Genomic DNA, 24,098 nt, shown 5'->3' with positions numbered 1-24,098 from the left:
ATGAAAGAATTTACAGCTCAGGAAATTATCCAGTATATCAGCGATTCAAAAAAACAAACGCCTGTTAAAGTTTATGTCAACGGAACTTTTGATAACGTGACATTTCCTGCGACCTTCAAAGTATTCGGCTCTGATACTTCTAAAACAATTTTTGCTGATTATAGTGAATGGACAGCATTCTATGACGAAAATCAGTCTGTAATTTCTGATTTCGTCGTGGAAAGTGACAGAAGAAATTCTGCTATCCCATTAATCGATCAGACAACTATTAATGCACGCATTGAACCCGGTGCATTCATTCGCGAACATGCGGTTATTGGTGACAACGCTGTTATCATGATGGGTGCAACAATCAATATCGGTGCTGTTGTCGGCGAAGGAACGATGATTGATATGAATGCCACACTTGGCGGCCGTGCAACAACTGGAAAAAATGTACACGTTGGTGCCGGTGCAGTTCTTGCAGGTGTCATAGAACCGCCCAGTGCACAGCCTGTCATTATTGAAGATGATGTATTGATTGGAGCAAATGCAGTCGTGCTGGAAGGGGTTCGTGTAGGCAAAGGAGCAGTAGTTGCTGCAGGCGCAATCGTAACTGAAGATGTAGCTGCCGGCACAGTCGTCGCCGGAACACCGGCACGCGTCATCAAACAAGCAAGTGAAGTGGAAGGCTCTAAAATTGAAATCGTCCAAGCATTAAGAAACTTGAAATAATCCATTTTTCTGATTAGGAGCATGTTTATGGAACTGCAATATTTAACTGAAACGAGACGTCACCTTCATCAGCATCCCGAACTTAGCATGCAGGAGTTTGAAACAACAGCATTTATTAAGCGTCAGCTTGATGATATGAAGATCAGCTATGAGTCCCCTCTTCCGACTGGATTAATCGCTACAATACCTGGCAGCAGTTCAACCGCTGTTGCATTTAGAGCAGATATTGATGCGCTTCCTATCCATGAGGAGAATGACTGTGAATTTAAATCGACAGTCGATGACGTCATGCATGCTTGCGGTCATGATGGACATACAACGATGTTACTCGGATTTGCCAGACGTGTGAAACAGCTGGCAGATAATAACGAATTAAAGACGACGGTCCACTTTATATTCCAGCCTTCAGAAGAAACGATGGCCGGTGCAAATCAACTGATTAATTCATATGATTTTAAATCACTTGACGCGATTTATGGTCTCCATATGATGCCTGATAATGACGAAGGGACAATTCTATCTAAACCTGGAGTATTAACGGCAAGTGCTACTGAATATCGCTTTTTTATCAACGGAACCTCTGCTCACGTCGCTAATAAAGAGCAGGGACATTCAGCCGGCAAAGCAGTGACTTTTCTTTTGAATCAGCTGAGTCAATTGCAGCATTACCACCTACCGGGATTAGGACATAATATTATTCACATCGGGAAATTTAGTGCGGGCGAAGCAATCAATACAGTCCCTTCCAGCGGCTATCTCGAAGGAACTATCCGGACGTTTGATATGGATGACCTTACAACTGTGAAAAATCAGATGGAACGTATCCGGTCAGCTTGTGAAATAGTGACTGGAACTTCAGTCAGGATTGAATTCGCTGAAGGTTACCCGCCTACTATCAATGATTCTGATGCGTATCGCACAATGCACCAAGCAGCGGAAACCACAGACCTGGAATGGATTGAAAAAGAAGATCCTTATTTGTTTGGTGAGGATTTTGCCTTTTACAGTACCATTGCTCCCACTGCTTTTGCATTTCTTGGTTGCCGCAATGAGGAACAAAGCTACGTGACCGGCCTCCATACATCAACATTTAACTTCGACGAATCTGTATTGATCAAAGGAATTAATGTCTTTGAAGCCATATTAAATCAGTACGAGGACAAGATATGACAGCTCGTTGGATACTCGACGCTAACGCCTTTAAACAAAACGTGAGTCATGTCATTGGTGACCAGCCGGTTATGGCCGTCATGAAAAATAATGCATATCACTATGGTCTTGATTTTGCAATTCATGCATTTTTAGAGCAAGGCATTAACACTTTTAGCACAACTGTACTCCGAGAAGCTGTCAGAATAAGAGCACTAGCTCCTGATGCTATCGTCTTTCTGATGAATCCAAGCACAGAATTTAACATACTTCATGAACACGATATTCAAATGACCCTGCCTTCTACAGAATTTTATTTAACCTATAAGCATGAACTAGCTGGACTTACTGTTCATCTGGAATATGAAAACTTACTTCACCGTTCAGGTTTTCATACCTTTGACGAGATGCTTGATGTGATTGAAACAAATAACCTTCTACCATTAGAGGATCAGATGAATATAACAGGCATATGGACACATTTTGGTTACGCAGATGAATTTGAGGTCAGCGACTACGATAAAGAAAAAGAATCATGGCTTAAAGGATTGGCAATGATAAGACATCATCATGATTTTAAGAAGATTCACGCACAAAATAGTGCGAGCTTTGTACGTGACGGCTTATTCCCTGGACATAGTCATGCACGCCTCGGTATCATTCTCTATGGGTCACGCCCCTATTCTTCGTTACCAGAGTCAATTACGCATCAAGCATTAACTGTCAGTGCTAATGTAATACAGATTCGTTTATTAGACGCTGATCAATCTGCGGGCTATAGCTTTGCATTTACCGCAGTACACGAAACGCGACTAGCAGTTGTGGATATTGGTTACGGAGATGGCATTCTAAGAACGCGAAGCAAGCATGAATGTATCATCAATAACAAGCGCTATCCGATAAGAGCATTGATGATGAGCCATATGTTTGTTGAAGTGGATGATGATGTTAAAGCAGGCGATGAAGTTATCATATACAGCAATGATATAAGAATCGATGAGATGACATTTAAAAGCGTCGGTGCTAATTCAGAACAGTTAAGTGCACTTAATCACCATTCACTACTTAAGGAGATCATATAATGACTTTACAATATATCAATAACGAACTGACCATGCACGGTCACCGTCTCAGCGATATCGCTAAAAAATATGGAACACCCCTATTCGTTTATGATGAAACAATGATTCGGGAGCAGTGCCGGCGATTCCACACAGCTTTAAAAGCATCAGGTCTACGGTATACTATTTCTTATGCTTCTAAAGCGTTCTCCTCTATTCAATTATTTAACCTTATGGCAGAAGAACAGATGGGTCTTGATGTAGTGAGCGAAGGCGAACTATTTACCGCCTTACAGTCAAAGGTTCCTGAAAATCAAATACATTTTCATGGCAACAATAAAACAAACCGAGAAATTCAATATGCGATGGAATCCGGTGTGGAATACTTTGTTATAGATAGTCTGGATGAAATCGAGCGTCTGAACACACTAGCAGAACGTCCTGTCAAAGCAGTCCTAAGAATCAATCCAGGAGTAGAAGCTCATACTCATGAATTTATCCAGACAGGACAGGAAAACAGCAAGTTTGGACTCAGTGTAAAAAAAGGACTTGCTCTAGAAGGAATAAAAAAAATACAGGCAGCAGAACATCTCGAATTTATAGGTGTTCATTTCCATATCGGTTCTCAAATCTTTGAATCCACCGGTACCATCGCAACAGTTGATTTAGTCATTGACTGGCTTTCAGAAAATCATATTGAAATAGATGTACTAAACATCGGTGGCGGCTTCAGCATTAAATATACTGAAGAAGATATAAGCTACCCGATTGAGGAAGGTATAAAATCTATTACGGATGCTTTAAAAAATGCCTGTCATCGAAATAACTTTACGTTGCCCGAAATTTCTCTTGAACCAGGACGTTCAATTGTCGGTGAAGCAGGCATTACTCTTTATGAGGTAGGAACAGTGAAAAACATTCCAGATGTTAATTATTATGTATCTATAGACGGTGGCATGAGCGACCATATTAGAACTGCTCTGTATGACGCACAATATGATCTGAAACTCGTTAATCGTGAAGAACCGCATGATAAAATGATGACAATTGCAGGTAAACTTTGCGAATCAGGAGATATCATCCGTCGTGATATTAAACTCCCTACAAGTATTCATACTGGTGATTATCTGGCAGTTCTATCCACAGGTGCTTATCATTACAGCATGAGTTCCAATTACAATCAAATGTTAAAACCCGCTGTAATATTCGTCACTGAAGATAGTATAAAACAAGTTGTCCGTCGTCAAACACTTGATCAGCTCATTCAAAATGATGTTTTAGCTTAAACTCCTTACTTCAGGAGTTTTCTTATTATTTTTTTGTTTTTTGTATTCATATTAGTTTACATAACATAATTATAATTTTTAATAAGCAAAATTTTTTAGTTGTTCTTTAACGAAATAAGACACCCTAACTAAAAGTTAGTGTGTCTTATTAACGTTTCTGTATAATTATAAATTATAATTTAACAACGTTAGCAGCTTGTGGTCCGCGATCGCCTTCAACGACTTCGAATTCCACTGCTTGACCTTCTTCTAAAGATTTGTAACCTTCTTGGTTAATTGCTGAGAAATGTACGAATACGTCATTTTCTCCTTCAATTTCGATGAAACCGAAACCTTTTTCTGCGTTAAACCATTTAACTGTACCTTGTTTCATGTTTGAAACCTCCAAGACTAAAAATTCAATATGCAATTATTCACATATTACAAAATAAATAGCGGCTGTTATTCACTTTGTAATATGGAATAATGCTTATTGCTTGTATTAATTATAAAATAAGCAAGTTGATTAATCAATACTATTTTGTGTTAATTTATACATTTACATAGTTTACCATCTTGTAATACATCACCGTTCTCAAGCGGTATTACACTGTGATATATCTGCACATCTTCATCACATTCCTCACAAAATTCCAGTTCGCAGTTTTTATAGAATGCATGTATATTGTATTTACCGATCACTTCATTTGGATACTGCTGTCTTAAATCGATTAACTGCTTTTGATATCCTGCCATAAATTCGGCTCTTGTTTCAAATGTTTTAGTCAGTACTACTTTCTCCTGCCAGTCTTCGAAAAGCCACCAGCCTTCATAATCAGCTCTCATAATTTTGATTTGAAACATATCATTCCCCTTCTTTCCAATCCAATCTTTATTATGTAAGCAAAATTTCAGTAATTCAAGTAATTAACTTGATAATGCTATTTATTAGGAATTTCATATAAAAATCCATATAATTATATTTGAGAGGTGAAACACATGATAACTGAACACATAAGAGTCTATGGCCGAGTCCAAGGCGTAGGTTTTCGCAATGCTACAGCTAAACTTGCATCTAAATTTAAAGTGACTGGAACTGTACAGAATGTTGATGATTTTGTAGAAGTTTTTATTTCTGGTGAATACGATGAAGTGAAGGCATTTTCAGACAAAGTGATTAAAGGTCCAGCTCCATTTTCCAAAGTTATATCTTATGAAATTAAGGAAATTTCGTTTCGGGATTTTAAACAGTTCAAACAAATATAATTTTAGTTTTATAATAAAAAGGAAATGATGACTTATGAAGTATAGTGTTTCACATTTTATCAGCGCGATTTTTGCTGTGCCGGTTGCTCTAATTGTTGGGTTCATCAGTATCAACTTTTTTGTCGTTGATCAGTGGATTGACTGGTTATTAATGGCAGGCAGTTATATTGGTGCTTATATTCCTATACAAATGACAACTTCAAATCAGTATTTAAATGAAATGGGACTGTCCCGCCGTGAATACAAATATGTGAGAAAACATTTAAATGAAGCTAATCCCAAAATTAAAGTACTATTGAGTCAATACACAAAAATACGCAGTTACAGAGACTTTAAAAACATCAATGAAATTAACAGGATTGCTAGAACAATTTATAAGACAGTTCAAAAAAATCCGAGAAAGTTTTTCAAAGTCGACAGCTTCTTTTTTTCTCATCTTGATAACACGGTCAATTTAATTAATCAATATGTCCATCTTGTCCGCATGCCTCATAAAAATCATGATGAAATTAATCAGTTAAATGCAGCAAAAATCACACTTGAAGAACTGAAGCGAACATTACAGGCAGATTTAAGAGCTTTAAATGCTGAAGATTATCAGCAAATGTCTGTTGAAGTTGATCTTGCTAAAATCAATCAACCGAGAGCATTAGAACATCATGAACAGGTTGAAGTACATGTCCTAAAAAGATCGCAGCAAAAAGAAAGGATTGAACACTAACGATGCCAAAAGACAATTTACTAGATGACTTAACAGCAAATCCATTTGCTGATACTACTCTTCAGCCTGAAGTACAAGCTCAGCCTTTTGCCCGCCCGGATATAACAACACAGACTGTTCAACTTTCACCTGAAAAAAGAGAAAAAATCAATCAGATTAAAAATCAGATCAAACCTCTCGATAGTGAAAATCTACTGATGTATGGTGCCAATGCACAGATGAAATTATCTCAGTTTTCTCATCAGATACTTGACGAGGTGCAGCGAAAAGATATCGGTCCTATTGGTGATAACCTTGATAATTTGATGAAGAAACTGAAGGAAATTGATCCTGATGAGTTAAATGAACAGGAAAAATCCAGATTTAAAAGACTCTTCAAGAAAGTATCTTCAAGTATCAACGAATTGTTATCAAGATATCAGTCAGTCTCCGGACAGATTGATAGGATATCAGTCGAATTATCACACTCTAAAGACGTGCTGATGAAAGATGTGGCCTTACTTGACAGATTGTATGAAGAAAACCGTTCATACTTTGAAGCACTGGATATGTTTATTCTGGCGGCAGAAGAAAAACGGGACGAATTAAATGCTGACCTTCCATTACTACAACAGAAAGCAGCAGCATCAAATGATCAGTTGATGGTTCAGGAAGTAAACGATATGCGTCACTATATCAATCGTCTCGATAAGCGTGTCTATGACTTGAAACTATCAAGACAGATTACACTGCAATCTGCACCTCAGATTCGGATGATTCAGGATGTCAATCAGACACTGGCTGAGAAGATTCAGAGTTCGATTTTAACGAGCATACCACTGTGGAAAAATCAGATGGCGATTGCCCTCTCTCTCCTGCACCAGCAAAAAGCCTCAAAGGCACAGCAGCAAGTCACTAACACGACCAATGAATTGCTGCTCAAAAACTCTGAGATGCTGAAAACGAATACGATATTAACAGCCCAGGAAAATGAACGCGGAATTGTCGAAATTGAAACACTGAAAACCACGCAGAATAATATTGTTGAAACGATACGTGAAACATTGACCATTCAACAGGAAGGCGCAACGAGACGTCGCGCCGCTGAAGCCGAGCTCTCTAAGATGGAGAGTGACCTTAAAAATCAACTGCTGCAATTGCAGAGTGAAAAAAATCAATCGAACTTTTAATCAGTTCGATTGATTTTTTTATTATGAATATTTTATTTTTTCCTGACGTAAACCGAGAAGATAGCCGGCAATATAACCTATAAGTGCAAATAACAGCCATTCCATTGATTGACCTTTTAGTGGTAACTGATCAATAAACGGCATATTAAGCACTTTATAGGCATGCATTACGGACAGAATAGAAACAATTGTGACGAGTCCTAATGCAAGCTGCTGTGCGAGCGGCGGCGTCGGTATAAACTTCGCCAGCAGCATGACAAGTACGAGAGTCATCGCGATTGGATACAGTATTAACAACACTGGAACAGATTTTGAGATAACTGCTGACAAACCTTGATTTGCGAGCAGGAAACTAAATAACGTGAAGATCACTACGTATACTTTATATGAGATTTTCGGGAAGATCTCAAAGAAGTATTCACTAACTGCTACAATTAAGCCGACTGAAGTTGTTAAACAAGCAAGTGACACTATCACTCCTATTAAAATCTTACCAAAACTACCAAATGTATCATCTGCGACATGAGTTAATACAAAAGTTCCTAAATCTAACTGGTGTTTTTCAATATTAGCCATTGTATTACCGGCAATTGTATAATGATTACCGATCCAGCCAAGCGTCAGATAAATAAATCCTAACGCTGTCGCAGCAATCAATCCTGCTAAGACAGTTTGTTTAAACAGACCGGTTTCTTTTGTTATACCTTTTGCTTTTATAGCATTCAGTACGATCACCGAAAACGCTATTGCAGCAATCGCATCCATCGTTAAGTAGCCTTCCGTGAATCCTTTAAAGAAACTACCTCCGCCTGATGTAAAAGTTTTAGTATCAGTTGCTGTTACAGGCTCAGTGAATAGAATGTAAATTCCTCTAATAACAAGTAAGACAATAGATACAAGCAATACAGGTGTTAAAAATGAACCAACTCTATCAACCATTTTAGAAGGATTAATAGCAAGCCATAATGAGATAGCGAAATAGATCAGCGTAAAAATAAATAATGATATAGCAGATGGCGCTTTTAAAAACGGCACAATTGCCATTTCATAAGAAGTCGCTCCCGTACGTGGTATCGCAAATAATGGTCCGATGGTCAAATAAATCGCCATTAAGAAAATAACACCGAATACCGGATTGATCTTTCTCAGTGCTTCTTTATATCCTCCTTCATCAAGAGAACCTACAATAATTCCTAACAGTGGCAACCCTACCCCTGTAAAGATAAATCCTAAAATTGCCGGCCAGAAATATTCACCGCTGGCAAACCCGAGTTTAGGCGGAAAGATTAAGTTACCTGCTCCAAAGAAAATAGCGAATAACATAAACCCAACAACCCATGTATTTCTTTTCATAACATTCCTCCTATACAAAAATAAAGTCAAAAAAATCATAACACTTTAAAGGATTGAAGTCTACAGAATTCTGAATATTTAAAAATTAATTAAATATTACTCTATTGATTTATTGATTGCAATAGTAATTTTTTGAGTAATGGTGAAATAACATAAGGAAGGTTTTCCACTCCTTCAACAAATACACAGAAATCATTATAAATATTTTTAATTGTCGCTTCGACCTCTGAATCGATAGCAGACTGACTTAAAAAAACATTGATAACAAACACGCCCTGCCGTATTAAATTGTTCACCGCTTCGTGCGTATCCACTATTCCATTCATCTCGTAATCGAAAGCTGAAGGCTCACCGTCAGAAAAAACAATTAAAAACTTCTGCTGTTCACTGCGACGTCTGATCATTTCACCAGCAACACGAATTGCCAGTCCGTCTCTATTATCATCTTGAGCTTTTATTGTAGTAATCCCTGGTCCTGCTGCAGAATCTAAAGATTCCTGATACTTAATCAGATAATCGAAGATATTACGTTGTGATTGTTTATCTGCACTAAAAGTGTCCTCATTGAATGCTATGACTTCGTGACGAATCATTAATTTCTTTAAAGTCTCATGAAATAGTATAATCCCTTTCTTCGTTTCTTCGATTTTATCTTCCATACTGTATGAAGCATCGACAAGTAAAGTAAAAGTAGCATCCAACTCTTTTGATTGCTGGTCATTTTTATAGAACAGTCGTTTTTGATCATCTAAAAACCAGTTGGTTAATTTTTTCTCCAGTCGGCCTTTTGTCAGGTGAGTACGTGAACTTTCATTGCGGTGGGCAATGGTCTTCTGAATGATAGTTGTTAGTTTTCGGACTTCTGGCAGTACTTCCTTTAGCATTGACGAGTAGTTATTGACTATAACATCAGTAATGACAGGTGTTTGCCATTCAATCGAAACATGGCTGTTCTCCTCTCCTAAATGCTCAGAAATGTCAAAACCATCGCCATCTTTTTGAACTTCACTTTTACCTCTACCTGCCATGATGTCAGTGACTTCATCTGTTACATTGCCTTCCCGACCTTCAGAAGTTTGGGCCCGGCTGTTCTGTCCTTCAGATATTTCAGTCTCAAGATAACTCTTTGAATCTCCTTCAGAGGACTGACTCTTTGATAATACATCTTCCGTCTCAACTTCTGATGACACTTTATCTGTCCCAGAAAGTTCTACTGCTTTCACTTCTTTGAACCGTGTAAGTTCTTCCAGTAGTTTGACAGGCAGGTAGTAGTAATCATTCAACATGTCCCGAGTCAGCAGGTCGTCAATGACATACATCATACTGATAGCAAGATCTGCACTTGCTTTTGTAGAAGTCAGTTCAAATACTTGGCTTAACAGAGTACGAAGCCTTGCATCTATAAATTCATCATATTCAGTTTCAAGATAAAGAGTGTTTTCACAAAGCAAGGCTTCTTCCAGTTGAAGAAATAGTAAGTCTGTCGGCATCTTCTTAGTGCGATATACTTTGAGCTGGCTTAAGTTATCCTGACGTTTCAGCCTCTGTCTAGTTCTAAAGAATTTTTGGACAGCGGGTCTTCTATTGACAATGAGCCGTATTAATCGCTGCTCTTCAAGCATGACAAACAGCTGCATGAAAAATTTCCGGTGACTGATATCTGTGTCCAGCATTTCATGAATCGCCTTCTGGTCAGTCTCTGCATAGCCGAGACCATACAGCAGACAATCGCTTTTTAGCGCATGCAGTTCATCATGCGGTTCTCGGTGACGCCATTTAAAACTGACATTCAACTGCTTTTCAAGCGGATCATAATAACCGAACTTCTGAAAGCCTACTTTTACTTCATTGTCTTCCATGATCAGCTGTGCAAGATCAGTCAGCATCATCAGCTGCGTTGGATCAACCTTTTCATCATTAAATAATATAAATTTATCAGCCATTAAAACGTCAGTTCCATCGCATTGATGATTGCCTGCTGTTCCCGCTCGTCTTCCAGCTTATCAATGATTGCACGCTTAATCGCACGTTCTACCGGCATGATTGAAGTTAGGTCGCATAAATCAAGTAGCGCCCGGATAGAGCTCGCTTCTTCACTGACCTGTCCTTGTTCAGCCATTGTAATTAAATCTTTGTTGAATTGAATCAACTGGTCTATTAAAAGGTCATCCTGCAGCAAAGTCTGTTCCTGAATAACCTGTTTCAATATATCTCCTGAAATATATTCCATATCGATGACAACAAAACGGTTTTTAAGTGCTTCATTCATTGGTAAAGTGCCGACATAACCGATGTTAATTGCCGCTATAACTGCAAAATCGTCATGTGCTTTCACTACTTCACCAGTAAACGGGTTCGTAATTGTTCTTCTAAAATCAAGCACGCCATTTAAGATCGGGAGCGTCTCAGGCTTTGCCATATTAATTTCATCAATATAGAGCAGATGACCTTCTTTCATTGCTTGAATGACCGGTCCTTCAACAAAGGAAATTTGTGACTGGCCATCAATGACTTCAATCGTCTTAAAACCAAGCAGACTTTCAGCATCAAGATCAACCGAGCAGTTAATACTGTTCATCGGACGGTTTAATTTTAACTGCAGTGTCTCAGCAAGCTTCGTCTTTCCTGAACCAGTAGGTCCTTTAAGAAGAATATTTTTCTTGAGCTGAAGCATATTCACTGCGTCCTCTAGTATAGTCGTATCCGCATTCTGATATAAATTCATTAATTACCGTCTCCTTCAATAATAAAAAGGGCTTTCGCCCTTTAAATTTCTTCAAAATATTCTTTGTAATAACCGCCGACTTTACCACTGTTATCCCTTATATGATAATACTCTTCTGTTTCATTGACAACATCATAGGTCTGTCCGACTGTCAGCATATCACTTACTTTATATTTTTTAGCATCGGTCTGTACAACTTTCACTTGTTTGACAGACTCTATAGTCAGCCATTCTTCATGCAGCATGCTATACCTCCAGATTAATAGGAGTCAAGTTATCTTCAATAGCTGTCCTCTCATTATTTAATGAGGGCGGCAGACTTAAAGTTGACCCTAGATTTTCTTCTGATTCATCGACTGTAAGCCCGGGTAAATCAGTAGCTATTTCAAATAATACACCACTTAAGTCCTTAAAATAAAGAGATTTACAATAAAATTGATCAATCTCCCCTGAATTAGGTATGTTTCCAGTTTCAAGAACCGTTAATAATTGGTTAATCTTATTTTCACCATCGGCTCTCAATGCAATATGATGGACATTGCTCTGACCAGTCAGCCCATCACTCTGCATGAGATGGAGTTCTCCTCCGTTTCCGCCTTCAGCGATGCTGTAAACCTGGACAGGTTGAGCGGATTTAACATGACTGTATTCTCCTGTTCTATCAAAATTCAGCACTTGATTTAAGACAGAAGCAGTAGACAATGTATGGACGACGGAAAGCAGAATAGGTCCCAGTCCAACGATCTGGTGGATAGAATCTACAGTAGACTTAATGTCAGCAGTACCATACTTCACCCCTGTATTATTCTCATCTGACACCAAATATACGAGCCGATCATCCATATCATAGAACGGTAGAGCATGTCTCCCGTTTAACTGAATGACACTGTCATAATTTACGTTGAACTCATCAAAGCGCAGCTTAAAGTAATAGAGGCTTTGGTCTGTCGGCACTCTTAAAGAATAAGCGAACACATCATTAGTCCCCTGTCTGTAATCTGAGGCATGAGTTGCCATAAAAGATAGTTGAGTCCCCGGACTGCCAGTACCATCTCCAAAATATAAGTGATGTGCTGATGTATCGTCTATGCTGACTGTTCTCTTCACAAGCTTCATACCTAAAATGTGATGATAAAAATCATAGCATTTCTGCATATCAGTCGTTTTCACAGTCACATGATGTATACCTGATAAATTCATAACTACTCTCCTTATATATTGACCCTATAGTCTTTCTCTATTATTTTAATATTTCAGCCGTTTGAATACAACTGTGACCACCCAGCAAATAAACGTCCTGACAGCAGTCAGGACGTTCTGAGTTATTACTAATTAACTTTCTAATAGTAAATCTTCCGGATTTTCAATCAATTCTTTAACTGTTTTCAGGAAGCCTACTGCTTCTTTTCCATCGATAATTCGATGATCATAACTCAAAGCGATATACATCATCGGACGATTTTCCATACGTTCCTTATCAATCGCAATCGGACGAGTAACAATTGAATGCATCCCTAAAATAGCAGCTTGTGTTCCATTGATAATCGGAGTGGACATTAATGAGCCGAATACTCCACCATTCGTTATAGTGAATGAACCATTCATCATATCATCAAGGCCTAATTTTTTATCACGCGCTTTAACAGCAAGGTCATAAATACTTCCTTCAATTTCAGCGAAGTTCTTTTTGTCACAGTCACGTACTACTGGTACAACAAGTCCCTCTTCTGTAGAAACAGCAACACCGATATCATAGAACTGTTTCAGTACTAAATCATCGCCATCAATTTCTGCGTTAACCGCCGGATATTTTTTAAGCGCAGCAACAACTGCTTTAGTAAAGAATGACATGAATCCAAGGCGGGTCCCATTGTGATCTTCCTGGAATTTGTCTTTCTTACGTTTACGAAGCTCCATAACATTCGTCATATCAACCTCATTGAAAGTTGTAAGCATCGCTGTATTTTGAGAGACTTCCAGTAATTTATTAGCAATTGTTTTACGTCGGCGTGACATTTTCTCGCGGATAACCGGTTTATTCGGGTTATCTTTCGGAGCAGCTTTGGCAGCTGGAGCAGCCGCTTTAGGTGCTTCTTGTTTCGTGCTGTTTTCGACATCATGACTACGGATTAAACCTCTAGGGTCTTTTGCATTGATTTCGCTTAAATCAATTCCTTTTTCCCGTGCAAGTTTTCGTGCAGATGGTGTCGCTACAATACGTTCAACTTTACCTGTTTCTTCTACAGACTGCTCTACTGTCGGCGTTTTGCCTGTTTCTGCCGGTGACTCTGGTTTTGCCGGTTCTTCAGCCTTCGGTGCTTCTGTTTTAGGTGCAGCGCCAGTACCACTTTCATCAACAACTGCAATGACTGAGCCTACTTCAACTGTATCTCCTTCAGCTGCCTTCAGTTCAGTTACGATGCCTGCTTCTTCCGAGATGACTTCGACATTGACTTTATCCGTTTCAAGCTCGACAATATTTTCGCCCTTCTCTACACGGTCTCCGACTTGCTTAAACCATGTTGAAATAGTACCTTCTGTAATTGATTCTGCTAATTCTGGAACTCTGATTTCTGCCACTTTAGTTTCCCCCTTAAATAGTTAACGCATCTTGAATGATTTGAGCTTGTACAAGCTTATGAATTTCATTATCGCCTTCAGATGGACTTGAACGCTTAATTCTTCCGTAGTAAGTGATTGTCGTATTTTCAGCTGCCAGTTCTTCGAGTTGCGGATAAATGTATTTCCATGAACCCTGGTTTTCAGGTTCCTCTTGCACAAATCCAATTTCTTTAACACCTTTAAGATCATTCAGCACTGCTTTGATTTCTTCTGCTGGCAGTGGATATAGCTGTTCCAATCTTACTAACAGTATTTCTTCGTTTGGAGTTTTCTGTAGTTCTGTGTACAAATCAATTGCGACTTTACCGCTGGCTATCAATACTTTTTTAACTTTTGACTTTTTGTAACTATCTACAATGATAGGTCTGAAAGAACCAGTTGTAAAAGCCTCAACCTGATCTGAAACGAAATTGTTTCTAAGCAGACTCTTCGGCGTCATAACCACTAAAGGTCTCATGTTGTCTGTATTTAAATAATGTGCCTGTCTGCGTAATAAATGAAAATAGTTAGCTGTACTTGTAACATTTGCCACTGTCCAGTTGTTCTCAGCTCCAAGCTGCAAATATCTTTCAAGACGTGCTGAAGAATGTTCTGGACCTTGTCCTTCATACGCGTGTGGAAGAAGTAATGTAAGACCAGTTGTTTCGCCCCATTTCGCGTTGGCACTGGAAACGAAATTATCAAAGATCATCTGTGACATATTGGAGAAGTCACCATATTGTGCTTCCCAAACCGTCATCGCATTTTTATTCTCAACGTTATATCCGTATTCAAAGCCGACGACTGCTGCTTCTGACAACGGTGAATTATGAATATCAAATGATGCCTTACTGTCTAATAAGTGCTGCAGAGGAATATATTTTTCCCCAGTATTCTCATCACTTAAAACTGCATGGCGCTGCGCAAACGTTCCACGTTCAGAATCCTGTCCTGTCAATCGTACTGGGTGTCCATCTTCTATAATGGTACCAAAAGCAAGAAGTTCTGCATGTCCCCAGTCAATTAAACCATTCTTCGTAAACGGATCGTTACGTCGTTCCAGAATTTTGGATAGTTTATTGAAGAGAGTAAAGCCCTCAGGGTACTGCTGCATCTCTTCATTCAACTTTGTCAATCTATCAAGAGCAACACTTGTGTCTATATTATCCTGCCCCATTTTTACTGCTTCAGGCATAGCCATTTCAGCATCCAGCACTTTTTCGTTTTTATCGATAGCATTGTGAGCTGTTCTGATTGTTTCTTCTGTCTGTCTGAAGATTTCATTCATCTCTTCTTCCGTAATCGTGCCTTCAGCAATAAGCTCTTTGCCGTATTTGATTTCGATGCTCGGATGACCTTTTACTTCTTTATAAAGCATCGGGTTGGTTACAGATGGTTCATCCATCTCGTTATGACCATAGCGTCTGTAACCTACCAAATCGATGACAAAATCTTTATTGAACTGTTGACGGAACTGCATCGCAAGAATAATGGAATCAATACATGCTTCTACATCATCTGCATTTACATGGATAATAGGAATATCGTAACCTTTAGCCACATCAGTAGCATAAACCGTTGACCGAGAATCATAGCTTTCAGTTGTGAAGCCGACACGGTTATTAGTGATGATATGAAGTGAACCGCCGGTAGAATACCCTTGAAGGTTGCTTAAATTCATACTTTCAAAGTTAATGCCCTGACCAGGGAAAGCTGCATCACCATGAATCAGAACCGCAAGTGCCTGGTTGAAGTCCACTTCTGGTTTATTGATACCTTCCGTCACTTCCTGATCTGCACGTGTTTTACCAAGCACGACAGGTGCGACTATTTCAAGATGACTCGGGTTGTTTGCGAGTGTAATCATCTGAGGAGAACCATAACGTTCTGTCTTTTTGACACCGCCTAGATGATACTTAACGTCTCCCGTCCAGCCTTTAGTTACCGCTAAACTACCATCTTCCGGAAGGAATTTCATCGGATCTGTGTGCATAAATTCAGACAGCATCATTTCATACGGCTTTTCAAGCACATGAGTCAATACATTTAGACGCCCGCGATGAGCCATACCAATCTGAATATTTTTAATGCTGTTGTCGCTGGCGATCGCGAGAACTTTTTGAAGCATCGGCACTAATGCGTCGACCCCTTCAATAGAGAACCGTTTTGCACCGACGAAATTTTTATGGATGTATTTTTCAAATCCTTCAACTTGTGCAAGGCTTTTAAGTAAAGCGACTTTTTCTTCTTTACTATGCGCTTTTACATCGTTTGACTCTATCATCTTTTTCAGCCAGTCACGTTCTTCCGTATTATTGATATGGCTGACTTCATAGGCGATAGTCCCTTGATAAATCTTCATCAACTGCATCACTGCTTCATATGCATTGCCAGCCTGTTCTTCAAAATGTGCCGATACAAGGCTTGCTGGAAGTTTTTCAAGTTCTTCTTTTGTCAGATTAAAGTCTTCTATAGTTAATTTTGGCAGATTTTCGCGTTTAGGTTTATACAGCGGATAAATATCAGCAGTTAAATGTCCATATTGTCTAATATTATCTACTAATCTCATCACTGATTTTACTTTTTCAGAATCGACACCACTCGCCGGACTATAAGACTGTCCCGTTGAAATTGTCGAAAATAATTCCTGAAGTTCTTCTGTTACAGATGTCGGATTCTGCGCGTACAGATCATACATCTCTAAAAGATAACCTAAATTTGCACCAAATCTAGCCGGTGCTTCTTCGAGGTTTTTCCCTTTCATTGTAGTTCCACCCTCCGAAAATTAATATAAAACGTTTCCACAACTTATTTTAGCACTCTAAATATTGATTTTAAAGGCTGTATTGGTTTTTTATCAAAATTATATTCATTGATCTGGAAATTGAATGATGACTTTTGTGTATTTATTCAGCTCACTGTCAATCTTTACATTTCCACCATAACTTTCAATGATTTTCTTCGCAATGGAGAGACCCAGTCCATTTCCTCCCATTTCTCGTGACCTGGATTTATCCACTCGATAAAATCTATCAAAAACATATGGAAGATCTTCTTTTGGAATTCCTGCCCCGTGGTCTATGATTTCCAGCTGTACTACTTTATTCTTCAATGTTGTCCTTACGATGATGTGCTGTTCATCTTTATCATATTTCATTGCATTATCGAGAAAGATCAGCAGCATCTGCTCAAACTGATGACGGTTTATATTTAATTTGATTTGCTTATGAGAAGAATGAAACTCAAAGCGATAATCTGGATTCAGCTGTGACAGTGACTTTAAACGCGCCTGTATTTCGTCATTAATTACTATAGTTTCAAGTTCACGGTTATACTGTCCTTGATTATCTTTAGTCAGAAGCAGCAGCTCCTCGACGAGCCGGGTAATCCGATTCATCTCATCCAATGAAATTTCCAGCGATTCTTCCATGACTTCAGGTTTATTTTTCCCCCACCTATTGATCAAGTTCAGATGCCCTTGAATGATCTGGAGTGGCGTTCTTAGTTCATGAGACGCATCCTCAACAAATTGTTTTTGTTGATTAAATGATGTTTCTAGCTGCGCCATCATATTATTAAATGTATTGATCATGTCATCTGTTTCATAATAGCTCTTTGGTAAAGTCAGCTTGTTCTGAAAGCCGTCACGCTGAATCTGCTTCATCTGCTCAGAAAGCTTTCGTATCGGTTTTGTAATCTGATTAGAGAAAAAGTAACTGATAATAGCGGTAATTAGTAATGCTGTGAGTCCAAAAATACTTGCAAGAACAGACATATACTGAATAATCGAATGATATATATTAAGCGGATGAACGAGCGTCACATAGCCTGCTGATTGAGTGGTATTGATGGGAGCTCTGACTATGATATAAGACTGGTCATTATGCTCCTCTTCTGAGAAATCAACACGATTAACCGCTTTAAAAGCCGGTGTCACAGTGATTGATTGATCACTCGAAACACTGGAATACGGCTGTCCCGCAGTATCATAGAAGATGACCTTCTGATGATCTGTAATAGCTGCTCTAATATCAACCGTGGATACTTCTCCTCTAGTTTCACTGCCAAGAAGTTCTCCTACATCAACCGTACTTCTTCTGGCGCTGTCATATTCCTGCTCCTTCAAATAAATGCTGATGAAATAAATAATGAAAAAACTAAACAGCATGAAAATAATGAATGTGATACTAGTTGTGATCAAAGTCCACTTCGTTTTCAGTGATGTTGAATTATTCATCGAATCACATATCCTACCCCTCTGACTGTCTCAATAATAGACTGTAGCTGATAAGGTTTCAGCTTATTTCGCAAGTAACGAATGTAGACATCTACGACATTTGTTTCTACTTCGCTCTCATATCCCCATACATGTGTCAGAATCTGTTCACGTGTCAAAACATGTTTCTGATTCTCTGCCAACAGCTTCAGGAGCTCGTATTCAGTTTTAGTGAGTTCAATGATTTCATTTCCAACAGAGACTGTGAATGCGTCGAGATCGATGACAAGCTGATCGATGGTAATAACACTTGCTTTGGACTGATTTCTCCTCATAATGACTCTCAGACGTGCCAGTAATTCTTCGATATCAAATGGTTTGACGATGTAATCGTCCGCTCCGTAATCTAGTCCGATGACTTTGTCATAAGTATCTCCTTTAGCCGTAATCATAATAATCGGTGTATTTTTAACATTACGTATACGTCTGCATACTTCAAGACCATTCATTCCAGGCAGCATCAAGTCCAGGAGAATACAGTCATAATCAAAGTTCAGAGCATTCTGAAGCCCTGTATTGCCATCATTTACAATATCAACTTCATAGTTTTCATGGATAAGTTCAAGTTCAATAAAACGTGCTAAATTCTGCTCATCTTCAACAATTAGAATATTCTTCATTTTTCGGCCTCACTTCCTGTATTAATCAAATCATAGCAGTATTTATTTTCAAATTAAACAAAAAACCTGACGTTTCCGTCAGGTTAATAGGCATAAATGAAATTTGAAACCGAATCTCACTTAGAGGGGGAACTCTTTATAATTGAGAATCACTTTCATTTAAATTATAACTTATTGAGAATCATTGTCAATTAGATTGTGCATAAAAGTTTGAGTTAATAAAATACTGATGACTCCACCAAGTATTCCTGCAATCACATCTGTCGGATAATGGACGCCTAGATAGACACGTGAAGAAGAAATCATGATAATACATAGCACACATAATCCAATCAAGTATGGTTTCAGCGGCCCTTTCTGATGTTTATTGATTAAGTAGGCAAGACTGCCGAAGAAAGCGGCGGAACCCATTGCATGCCCACTTGGAAAACTGAATCCTGTTATATCGATCAATCGCAGCAAAGTCGGTCTTTCTCTGTCGAAAATATTTTTCAGTAATGGATTCAGTGTCCCAGAAACAATCATTGCCAGAGCAAAAAATAATGCGTCTATTTTCAGACGTTTAAGCATTAAGTAGCAGATCACGATCAACGACATGACAATCATTGCCCACACTTCCCCCATCTTAGTGAACCCAAGCATAATGGAGGTCGTAATAAAACTTTCTGATGAGTAGATGAACTCATAAACTTCATTATCAATCCATTTACCAAGTCGGGATTCATGGAAGAACGCTATCATTCCAAATATAATAGTGAAAATGATGATTAAAGTGATTCTTTGTACTCTTGACATAATCAATCTCCTTGTTTGGCATCATCCAGTATTTTTTGTAACAGTTGAGCTGGTGTATACGACAAACGAGAATGAGTCATCTTGTTGATCATTGCAAGACGATTATTCTCTATTACTTCAAGCGCTGCTATGAGAGTTGTGCTTGTAAGATCAGTTTCCTGAAGCACACTTCCATATCCTTGCTCCTCAAACAATCTGGCATTTTCAATCTGATCGCCACGACTTTGGTCTAGTCCGAGCGGAATGAGCAGCATTGGTTTTCTAAGACTTAGAAATTCAAAAATAGCGTTAGATCCCGCCCGAGAAACAATCGTGTCAGTAATAGCATACAGATGAGGCAGCTCTTCTTTTACAAACATATACTGCATGTAGCCCGGCTGACTGAACGATTCATCACTCTGTCCCTGACCGGTTATGTGAATGATCTGATAGTCGTTTAGAAGCGATGAAAGATTTTCTCGTATAGCTGTGTTAATATTTTTAGAGCCAAGTGATCCGCCCATGACGAGCAGCACTTTTTTATTCTGATTAAATCCGGTAAGTTGATAACCTTGTGCTTTATCGCCAGTGAAGATATCATCTCTTACAATGCCGCCCACAAAATCAGCTTTTCCAGCTGGAACATATTTTAAAGTTTCCTCAAAAGTCGTGTAAAACTTTGCAGCAAATTTCAGACCGATTTTATTAGCCAGACCAGGTGTCACATCAGATTCATGAATAATTGTTTTTATTCCAAGCATTTTTGCTGCTATTATCACCGGAACAGTGACAAATCCTCCTTTGGAGAAAACAATATCTGGTCTTTCCTTACGAAGGACACGATAAGCATCAGCGACACCTTTTTGTACTTTAATGACGTCTTTTAGATTTTCTACCGAAAAATAACGCCGTAGTTTTCCACTGGATATCCCGAAATATTTAATATCGGGGAACTGTGTCTTGATATTTTCCTTTTCAATCCCTGTTTTAGAACCGATGTAAATACATTCGATGTTCTGTTTGACAGCTTCAGGAATCAGCGCCATGTTAATAACAACATGACCAATCGTCCCTCCACCTGTAAAAGCGATTTTCAATGGGTTCACCTCAATTATTGTACTGACTTAATATAATCAACAGCACCTTTAAGCTGTGTATCATTATCATTCAATTTCTTTCTCAAGAGCTCTGTAAATTTGACTGTCGAATCACCAGTCATCTTACCTGTAATTTCAAGTCCTTCTTCTTGCTGGAACTGCTGAACACTTAGCGTTGTATCCTCGTCAAACGTTTTGTCTACTTTGCCAGGGTTATATCCCAGTGCTTTTAATCCCGTTTCAAGAGATTTCACTTTAGAGCTCGATTCTCCTTCTACATACACTTCGTCAGGATCGAGTATATGGATGTTTGCGTATACAGGAAGTTCAATCGTCTGATCCGGCGTAATTCCCTTTTTATGAATCCATGTTTTATCAGGAGTTAACCACTTCATCTGAGTAAATTTCAGCATGGAGTCATCTTTATATGGTGCAGCAGTCTGTACGATGCCTTTGCCAAATGATTTTGTCCCTACAATTTCTGCTTTATCATGGTCATTTAATGCTGCGGCAAAGACTTCAGAGGCACTGGCTGACCCTTCATTCAAGATGATTACTGTCGGCAGATCATTGGTAATAGGATTCGCTGGATTCTCAGCTTTAAATGCTTTTACTTTGTCATGATTTTTTTCTGTATAGAAGAGTACATCTCCCATACCGATAAACTCATTTGCCATCTTGGTTGCTTCATCCAGATATCCTCCGGGATTATTGCGGAAATCGAGAATCAGTTTTTGCATACCCTGCTTGTCCATATCTTTTAATGCTTCATTGAACTCAGCAGCTGTTCCTTCTTGAAACTTTGTAACCGTAATTAATGCCACTTTATTTTTCAGCATCTTTGTTTCTACGCTGTTCACATGTACGGTATCACGTTTGATTTTCACTTTAAAAGGATCATCGTTATCCCGCTTCAATGTTAAAGTAACCGTAGTCCCTTTTTTTCCACGTATTTTTTTGACGACATTCATACTGTTCATTCCTTTAGTGCTCTTCCCATCAATTTCAACGATTTCATCATTGGGTTTGATACCTGCTTTATCGGCCGGTGCTCCTTTAATCGGACTGGTAATAATGATTTTATCACCTTCTTCACCCATTTCTGCGCCAATGCCTTGGAAATCTCCGCTCATCGAGTCGCTGAATTCCTGTTGTTCTGATTTAGTCATATATTCACTGTAAGGATCATCAAGTCCATTGACCATACCTTTAATCGCACCATCTATCAGCTTCTCTTTATTTACATCTTTATAATAATTAGAATTCAAAGTATCATAAACTTGATATAATTTTAAAAATTCTGAGCGTTTGGGTGATTGCTGTTCATATACTTTCTCACTGCCGCCAAGCATAGCGAACGCAGTAACCGCTGCAGTCAGAATAACTGCAGTGAGCAGCAGCATAATAAATTTAAATAGACTGAGCGTTATTTTTTTCTCAGTGAGATGAGATTCATGTTTATTATTTTCATTATCCAATTTTTTCACATCCATCATTTTTTATACGTCATCTTATCAGTATAATTGTTAGAACAAAAGTTTTCCACAAAAGAAAGACACTTTAATGATGAATGATACATCCATTTAAAGTGTCCGTTATAGCACTACTAAAATTTCAACCATTCCTGATATTTATCATACAGCTCGTCAAAAACAGCAAGCTGCATTTTAGAACTGCCATAGTTTTCTATGTAGTCAGAAAGTAAATTGAAATCTGTTTCGTATTTAGGAAACATCAAGTCCTCGAACGCTTCTTCAGCAAACGTTCCTTCTGGTCCTTTGCTCCCTCTAACTGTCAGTATATATTGATAGAATGAAAATGACTTGCTCATTAGTTCACATCAATTTTCAGCACAGTTGTAGCACCTTTTTGTAAATTTCCATTCTGTATCACTTCGAAGTTATCAATGACATCGCTATTTGTAATAATGACCGGTGAAATAGTTGAAGCAGCTTTTTGTTTAATCAGTTCAATATCAAATTCAAGAAGTTTATCGCCTGTAGTTACTCTGTCGCCGGCTTTGACATGCGTCGTAAAGCCCTCTCCATTCATTGCAACTGTTTCAAGACCAATGTGCAACAGTAATTCAAGTCCATTTGCCGCTTTCAGTCCAATAGCATGTTTCGTCGGAAATACATTGACGATTTCACCGTCTATAGGAGCAACTACCGTACCTTCAGTAGGTTCGATACCAAAGCCTTTACCCATCATTTCCTGAGCAAAAACCGGATCAGGAATATCTGACAGTTCAATATAACGTCCCGAAATTGGTGCTTTAATCTCTATCGTTTTAGCAGCTTCTTCACCTTTACCAAATAATTTTTTAAACAAATTTTATCTCTCCTTTAGTTTTCGTTATGATTTAAAATGCCCTTTAAGGTCACTATACCCTAATTCTTCTAGTTTATCGTACGGGATAAACTGAACGGCTGCTGAATTGATACAGTAGCGCAGACCTCCCGTTTCTTTCGGACCATCATTGAAAACATGACCTAAATGGCTGTTCGCTGAATCACTTCTGACTTCAGTACGAACCATGCCATGGGATTTGTCTACAAGTTCAATGATTTCATCATCAGAAAGTGCTTTTGAGAAGCTTGGCCAGCCACAGCTGGAATCAAACTTCTCTTCAGAAGTGAATAATGGTCTACCGCTGATTTTATCGACATAGATTCCTTTTTCAAAGTGATTCCAATATTCATTCTGAAAGGGTGGTTCTGTACCATTCTGTTGAGTGACGATATATTCCATTTCATTTAGTTCATCAATATTTTTTTTAAGCATTTGAATTCCCCCAGTGCTGCTGAATAAAAGCTTTTCTTCCTGAACGTTCCTGATAATTCTGATAATGTCCGGGATCCTTCTGATAATAGTCCTGATGGTAATCTTCAGCAGGATAAAAGTTTTTGTAAGGAATAACCGGTGTGACGATTGAACTTGAAAAAATATGTTTATCATCTAATTCATGGATGAGTGCCTGTGCTGTCTCCTGCTGCTTGCTGTCATGATAAAAGATTGCGGGTTCGTAGCTTTCTCCTCGGTCATAAAACTGACCGGATGCATCAGTCGGGTCAAATGTCTTAAAAAACACTTCAAGTACTTCTTTATATGAGATGACCTGCTCATCAAAAGTAATCTGCACCGCTTCACGATGTCCAGTGGTATTCGTACATACTTCTTTGTATATCGGATTTTCAATGTGTCCTCCACTGTAACCAGATATCACTGATTCTACCCCGTCATACTGGTGAAACGGTTTGACGAGACACCAGAAACAACCGCCTGCTAATGTTGCTACTGCCATATA

At 38.6% G+C, this 24,098-nt stretch carries 25 protein-coding genes; 7 read left to right on the top strand and 18 right to left on the bottom strand.

Annotation, left to right across the window (positions count from 1 at the left end):
- The 4 genes from dapD to lysA are packed head-to-tail and all read left to right on the top strand — an operon-like array spanning window position 1 to window position 4,210.
- Window positions 1-714: a 2,3,4,5-tetrahydropyridine-2,6-dicarboxylate N-acetyltransferase gene (dapD, locus tag ERX29_RS01375; RefSeq protein WP_133442882.1), complete on the top strand. Its 714-nt coding sequence runs from the start codon at window positions 1-3 to the stop codon at window positions 712-714.
- Between the two features lie 27 nt (window positions 715-741).
- A complete protein-coding gene (locus tag ERX29_RS01370; RefSeq protein ID WP_133442881.1) occupies window positions 742-1,884 on the top strand; it encodes a M20 metallopeptidase family protein in 1,143 nt (380 codons plus the stop codon).
- Complete coding sequence (locus tag ERX29_RS01365) at window positions 1,881-2,945, top strand: alanine racemase (RefSeq protein WP_133442880.1); 1,065 nt, start codon at window positions 1,881-1,883, stop codon at window positions 2,943-2,945. The genes ERX29_RS01370 and ERX29_RS01365 overlap by 4 nt, the downstream gene beginning before the upstream one ends.
- A complete protein-coding gene (lysA, locus tag ERX29_RS01360) occupies window positions 2,945-4,210 on the top strand; it encodes a diaminopimelate decarboxylase (RefSeq protein WP_133442879.1) in 1,266 nt (421 codons plus the stop codon). Before ERX29_RS01365 ends, lysA begins: the two co-directional genes overlap by 1 nt.
- 172 nt (window positions 4,211-4,382) lie before the next feature.
- Here the strand turns inward: lysA and cspA are convergent, their stop codons facing one another.
- Entirely contained in the window at window positions 4,383-4,583 is a 201-nt protein-coding gene (gene cspA / locus ERX29_RS01355; protein ID WP_016912585.1) for a cold shock protein CspA, read from the bottom strand.
- A gap of 152 nt (window positions 4,584-4,735) precedes the next feature.
- The gene (locus tag ERX29_RS01350; protein ID WP_133442878.1) at window positions 4,736-5,053 is read right to left on the bottom strand and encodes a DUF1033 family protein; all 318 of its coding nucleotides are present in this window, start codon (window positions 5,051-5,053) and stop codon (window positions 4,736-4,738) included.
- Between the two features lie 135 nt (window positions 5,054-5,188).
- On the opposite strand from ERX29_RS01350, the gene ERX29_RS01345 reads away from it, so the two are divergent.
- From ERX29_RS01345 to ERX29_RS01335, 3 genes are read left to right on the top strand one after another with little or no spacing between them, the layout of a single operon-like run.
- A complete protein-coding gene (locus ERX29_RS01345) occupies window positions 5,189-5,455 on the top strand; it encodes an acylphosphatase (protein WP_133442877.1) in 267 nt (88 codons plus the stop codon).
- Window positions 5,456-5,489: 34 nt separating this feature from the next.
- Window positions 5,490-6,176: a 5-bromo-4-chloroindolyl phosphate hydrolysis family protein gene (locus tag ERX29_RS01340; protein ID WP_133442876.1), complete on the top strand. Its 687-nt coding sequence runs from the start codon at window positions 5,490-5,492 to the stop codon at window positions 6,174-6,176.
- A gap of 2 nt (window positions 6,177-6,178) precedes the next feature.
- Entirely contained in the window at window positions 6,179-7,345 is a 1,167-nt protein-coding gene (locus tag ERX29_RS01335) for a toxic anion resistance protein (protein ID WP_133442875.1), read from the top strand.
- 21 nt (window positions 7,346-7,366) lie between these two features.
- Here the strand turns inward: ERX29_RS01335 and brnQ are convergent, their stop codons facing one another.
- From brnQ to msrA, 16 genes are all read right to left on the bottom strand, one after another.
- The gene (gene brnQ / locus ERX29_RS01330; protein ID WP_133442874.1) at window positions 7,367-8,698 is read right to left on the bottom strand and encodes a branched-chain amino acid transport system II carrier protein; all 1,332 of its coding nucleotides are present in this window, start codon (window positions 8,696-8,698) and stop codon (window positions 7,367-7,369) included.
- 101 nt (window positions 8,699-8,799) lie between these two features.
- Window positions 8,800-10,641, bottom strand: coding sequence for a vWA domain-containing protein (locus ERX29_RS01325; protein ID WP_133442873.1), 1,842 nt, complete (start codon window positions 10,639-10,641; stop codon window positions 8,800-8,802).
- Window positions 10,641-11,423 carry an ATP-binding protein gene (locus tag ERX29_RS01320; protein ID WP_133442872.1) on the bottom strand — a complete coding sequence of 261 codons (783 nt, stop codon included), beginning with the start codon at window positions 11,421-11,423 and terminating at the stop codon, window positions 10,641-10,643. The genes ERX29_RS01325 and ERX29_RS01320 overlap by 1 nt, the downstream gene beginning before the upstream one ends.
- A 41-nt stretch (window positions 11,424-11,464) precedes the next feature.
- Complete coding sequence (locus tag ERX29_RS01315; protein ID WP_133442871.1) at window positions 11,465-11,668, bottom strand: DUF6501 family protein; 204 nt, start codon at window positions 11,666-11,668, stop codon at window positions 11,465-11,467.
- 1 nt (window position 11,669) lies between these two features.
- Window positions 11,670-12,623: a VOC family protein gene (locus ERX29_RS01310; protein ID WP_133442870.1), complete on the bottom strand. Its 954-nt coding sequence runs from the start codon at window positions 12,621-12,623 to the stop codon at window positions 11,670-11,672.
- A 132-nt stretch (window positions 12,624-12,755) separates the two neighbouring features.
- Window positions 12,756-14,003: a 2-oxoglutarate dehydrogenase complex dihydrolipoyllysine-residue succinyltransferase gene (odhB, locus tag ERX29_RS01305; protein WP_133442869.1), complete on the bottom strand. Its 1,248-nt coding sequence runs from the start codon at window positions 14,001-14,003 to the stop codon at window positions 12,756-12,758.
- Between the two features lie 13 nt (window positions 14,004-14,016).
- A complete protein-coding gene (locus ERX29_RS01300; protein ID WP_133442868.1) occupies window positions 14,017-16,788 on the bottom strand; it encodes a 2-oxoglutarate dehydrogenase E1 component in 2,772 nt (923 codons plus the stop codon).
- 105 nt (window positions 16,789-16,893) lie between these two features.
- A complete protein-coding gene (locus ERX29_RS01295) occupies window positions 16,894-18,261 on the bottom strand; it encodes a HAMP domain-containing sensor histidine kinase (RefSeq protein WP_133442867.1) in 1,368 nt (455 codons plus the stop codon).
- A complete protein-coding gene (locus tag ERX29_RS01290) occupies window positions 18,258-18,920 on the bottom strand; it encodes a response regulator transcription factor (RefSeq protein WP_133442866.1) in 663 nt (220 codons plus the stop codon). The genes ERX29_RS01295 and ERX29_RS01290 overlap by 4 nt, the downstream gene beginning before the upstream one ends.
- A gap of 171 nt (window positions 18,921-19,091) precedes the next feature.
- Window positions 19,092-19,715 (bottom strand): phosphatase PAP2 family protein, encoded by a 624-nt coding sequence (locus ERX29_RS01285; protein WP_133442865.1) that lies wholly within the window; start codon window positions 19,713-19,715, stop codon window positions 19,092-19,094.
- 2 nt (window positions 19,716-19,717) lie between these two features.
- Window positions 19,718-20,791, bottom strand: coding sequence for an undecaprenyldiphospho-muramoylpentapeptide beta-N-acetylglucosaminyltransferase (locus tag ERX29_RS01280; RefSeq protein ID WP_133442921.1), 1,074 nt, complete (start codon window positions 20,789-20,791; stop codon window positions 19,718-19,720).
- Between the two features lie 14 nt (window positions 20,792-20,805).
- Window positions 20,806-22,287 carry a S41 family peptidase gene (locus tag ERX29_RS01275; protein ID WP_133442864.1) on the bottom strand — a complete coding sequence of 494 codons (1,482 nt, stop codon included), beginning with the start codon at window positions 22,285-22,287 and terminating at the stop codon, window positions 20,806-20,808.
- Window positions 22,288-22,397: 110 nt separating this feature from the next.
- Window positions 22,398-22,622, bottom strand: coding sequence for a YozE family protein (locus tag ERX29_RS01270; RefSeq protein ID WP_133442863.1), 225 nt, complete (start codon window positions 22,620-22,622; stop codon window positions 22,398-22,400).
- Window positions 22,622-23,122: a PTS sugar transporter subunit IIA gene (locus ERX29_RS01265; RefSeq protein ID WP_133442862.1), complete on the bottom strand. Its 501-nt coding sequence runs from the start codon at window positions 23,120-23,122 to the stop codon at window positions 22,622-22,624. Before ERX29_RS01265 ends, ERX29_RS01270 begins: the two co-directional genes overlap by 1 nt.
- Before the next feature lie 24 nt (window positions 23,123-23,146).
- Window positions 23,147-23,575 carry a peptide-methionine (R)-S-oxide reductase MsrB gene (gene msrB / locus ERX29_RS01260; RefSeq protein ID WP_133442861.1) on the bottom strand — a complete coding sequence of 143 codons (429 nt, stop codon included), beginning with the start codon at window positions 23,573-23,575 and terminating at the stop codon, window positions 23,147-23,149.
- Window positions 23,568-24,095: a peptide-methionine (S)-S-oxide reductase MsrA gene (msrA, locus tag ERX29_RS01255; protein WP_133442860.1), complete on the bottom strand. Its 528-nt coding sequence runs from the start codon at window positions 24,093-24,095 to the stop codon at window positions 23,568-23,570. Before msrA ends, msrB begins: the two co-directional genes overlap by 8 nt.
- Window positions 24,096-24,098: the final 3 nt, after the last annotated feature.

This window comes from Macrococcus lamae, assembly GCF_004359545.1.
Classification (GTDB): Bacteria; Bacillota; Bacilli; order Staphylococcales; family Staphylococcaceae; genus Macrococcus; species Macrococcus lamae.
Note: the sequence above shows the minus strand (reverse complement) of the source record. Positions and strands in the feature narration are given on the sequence as shown.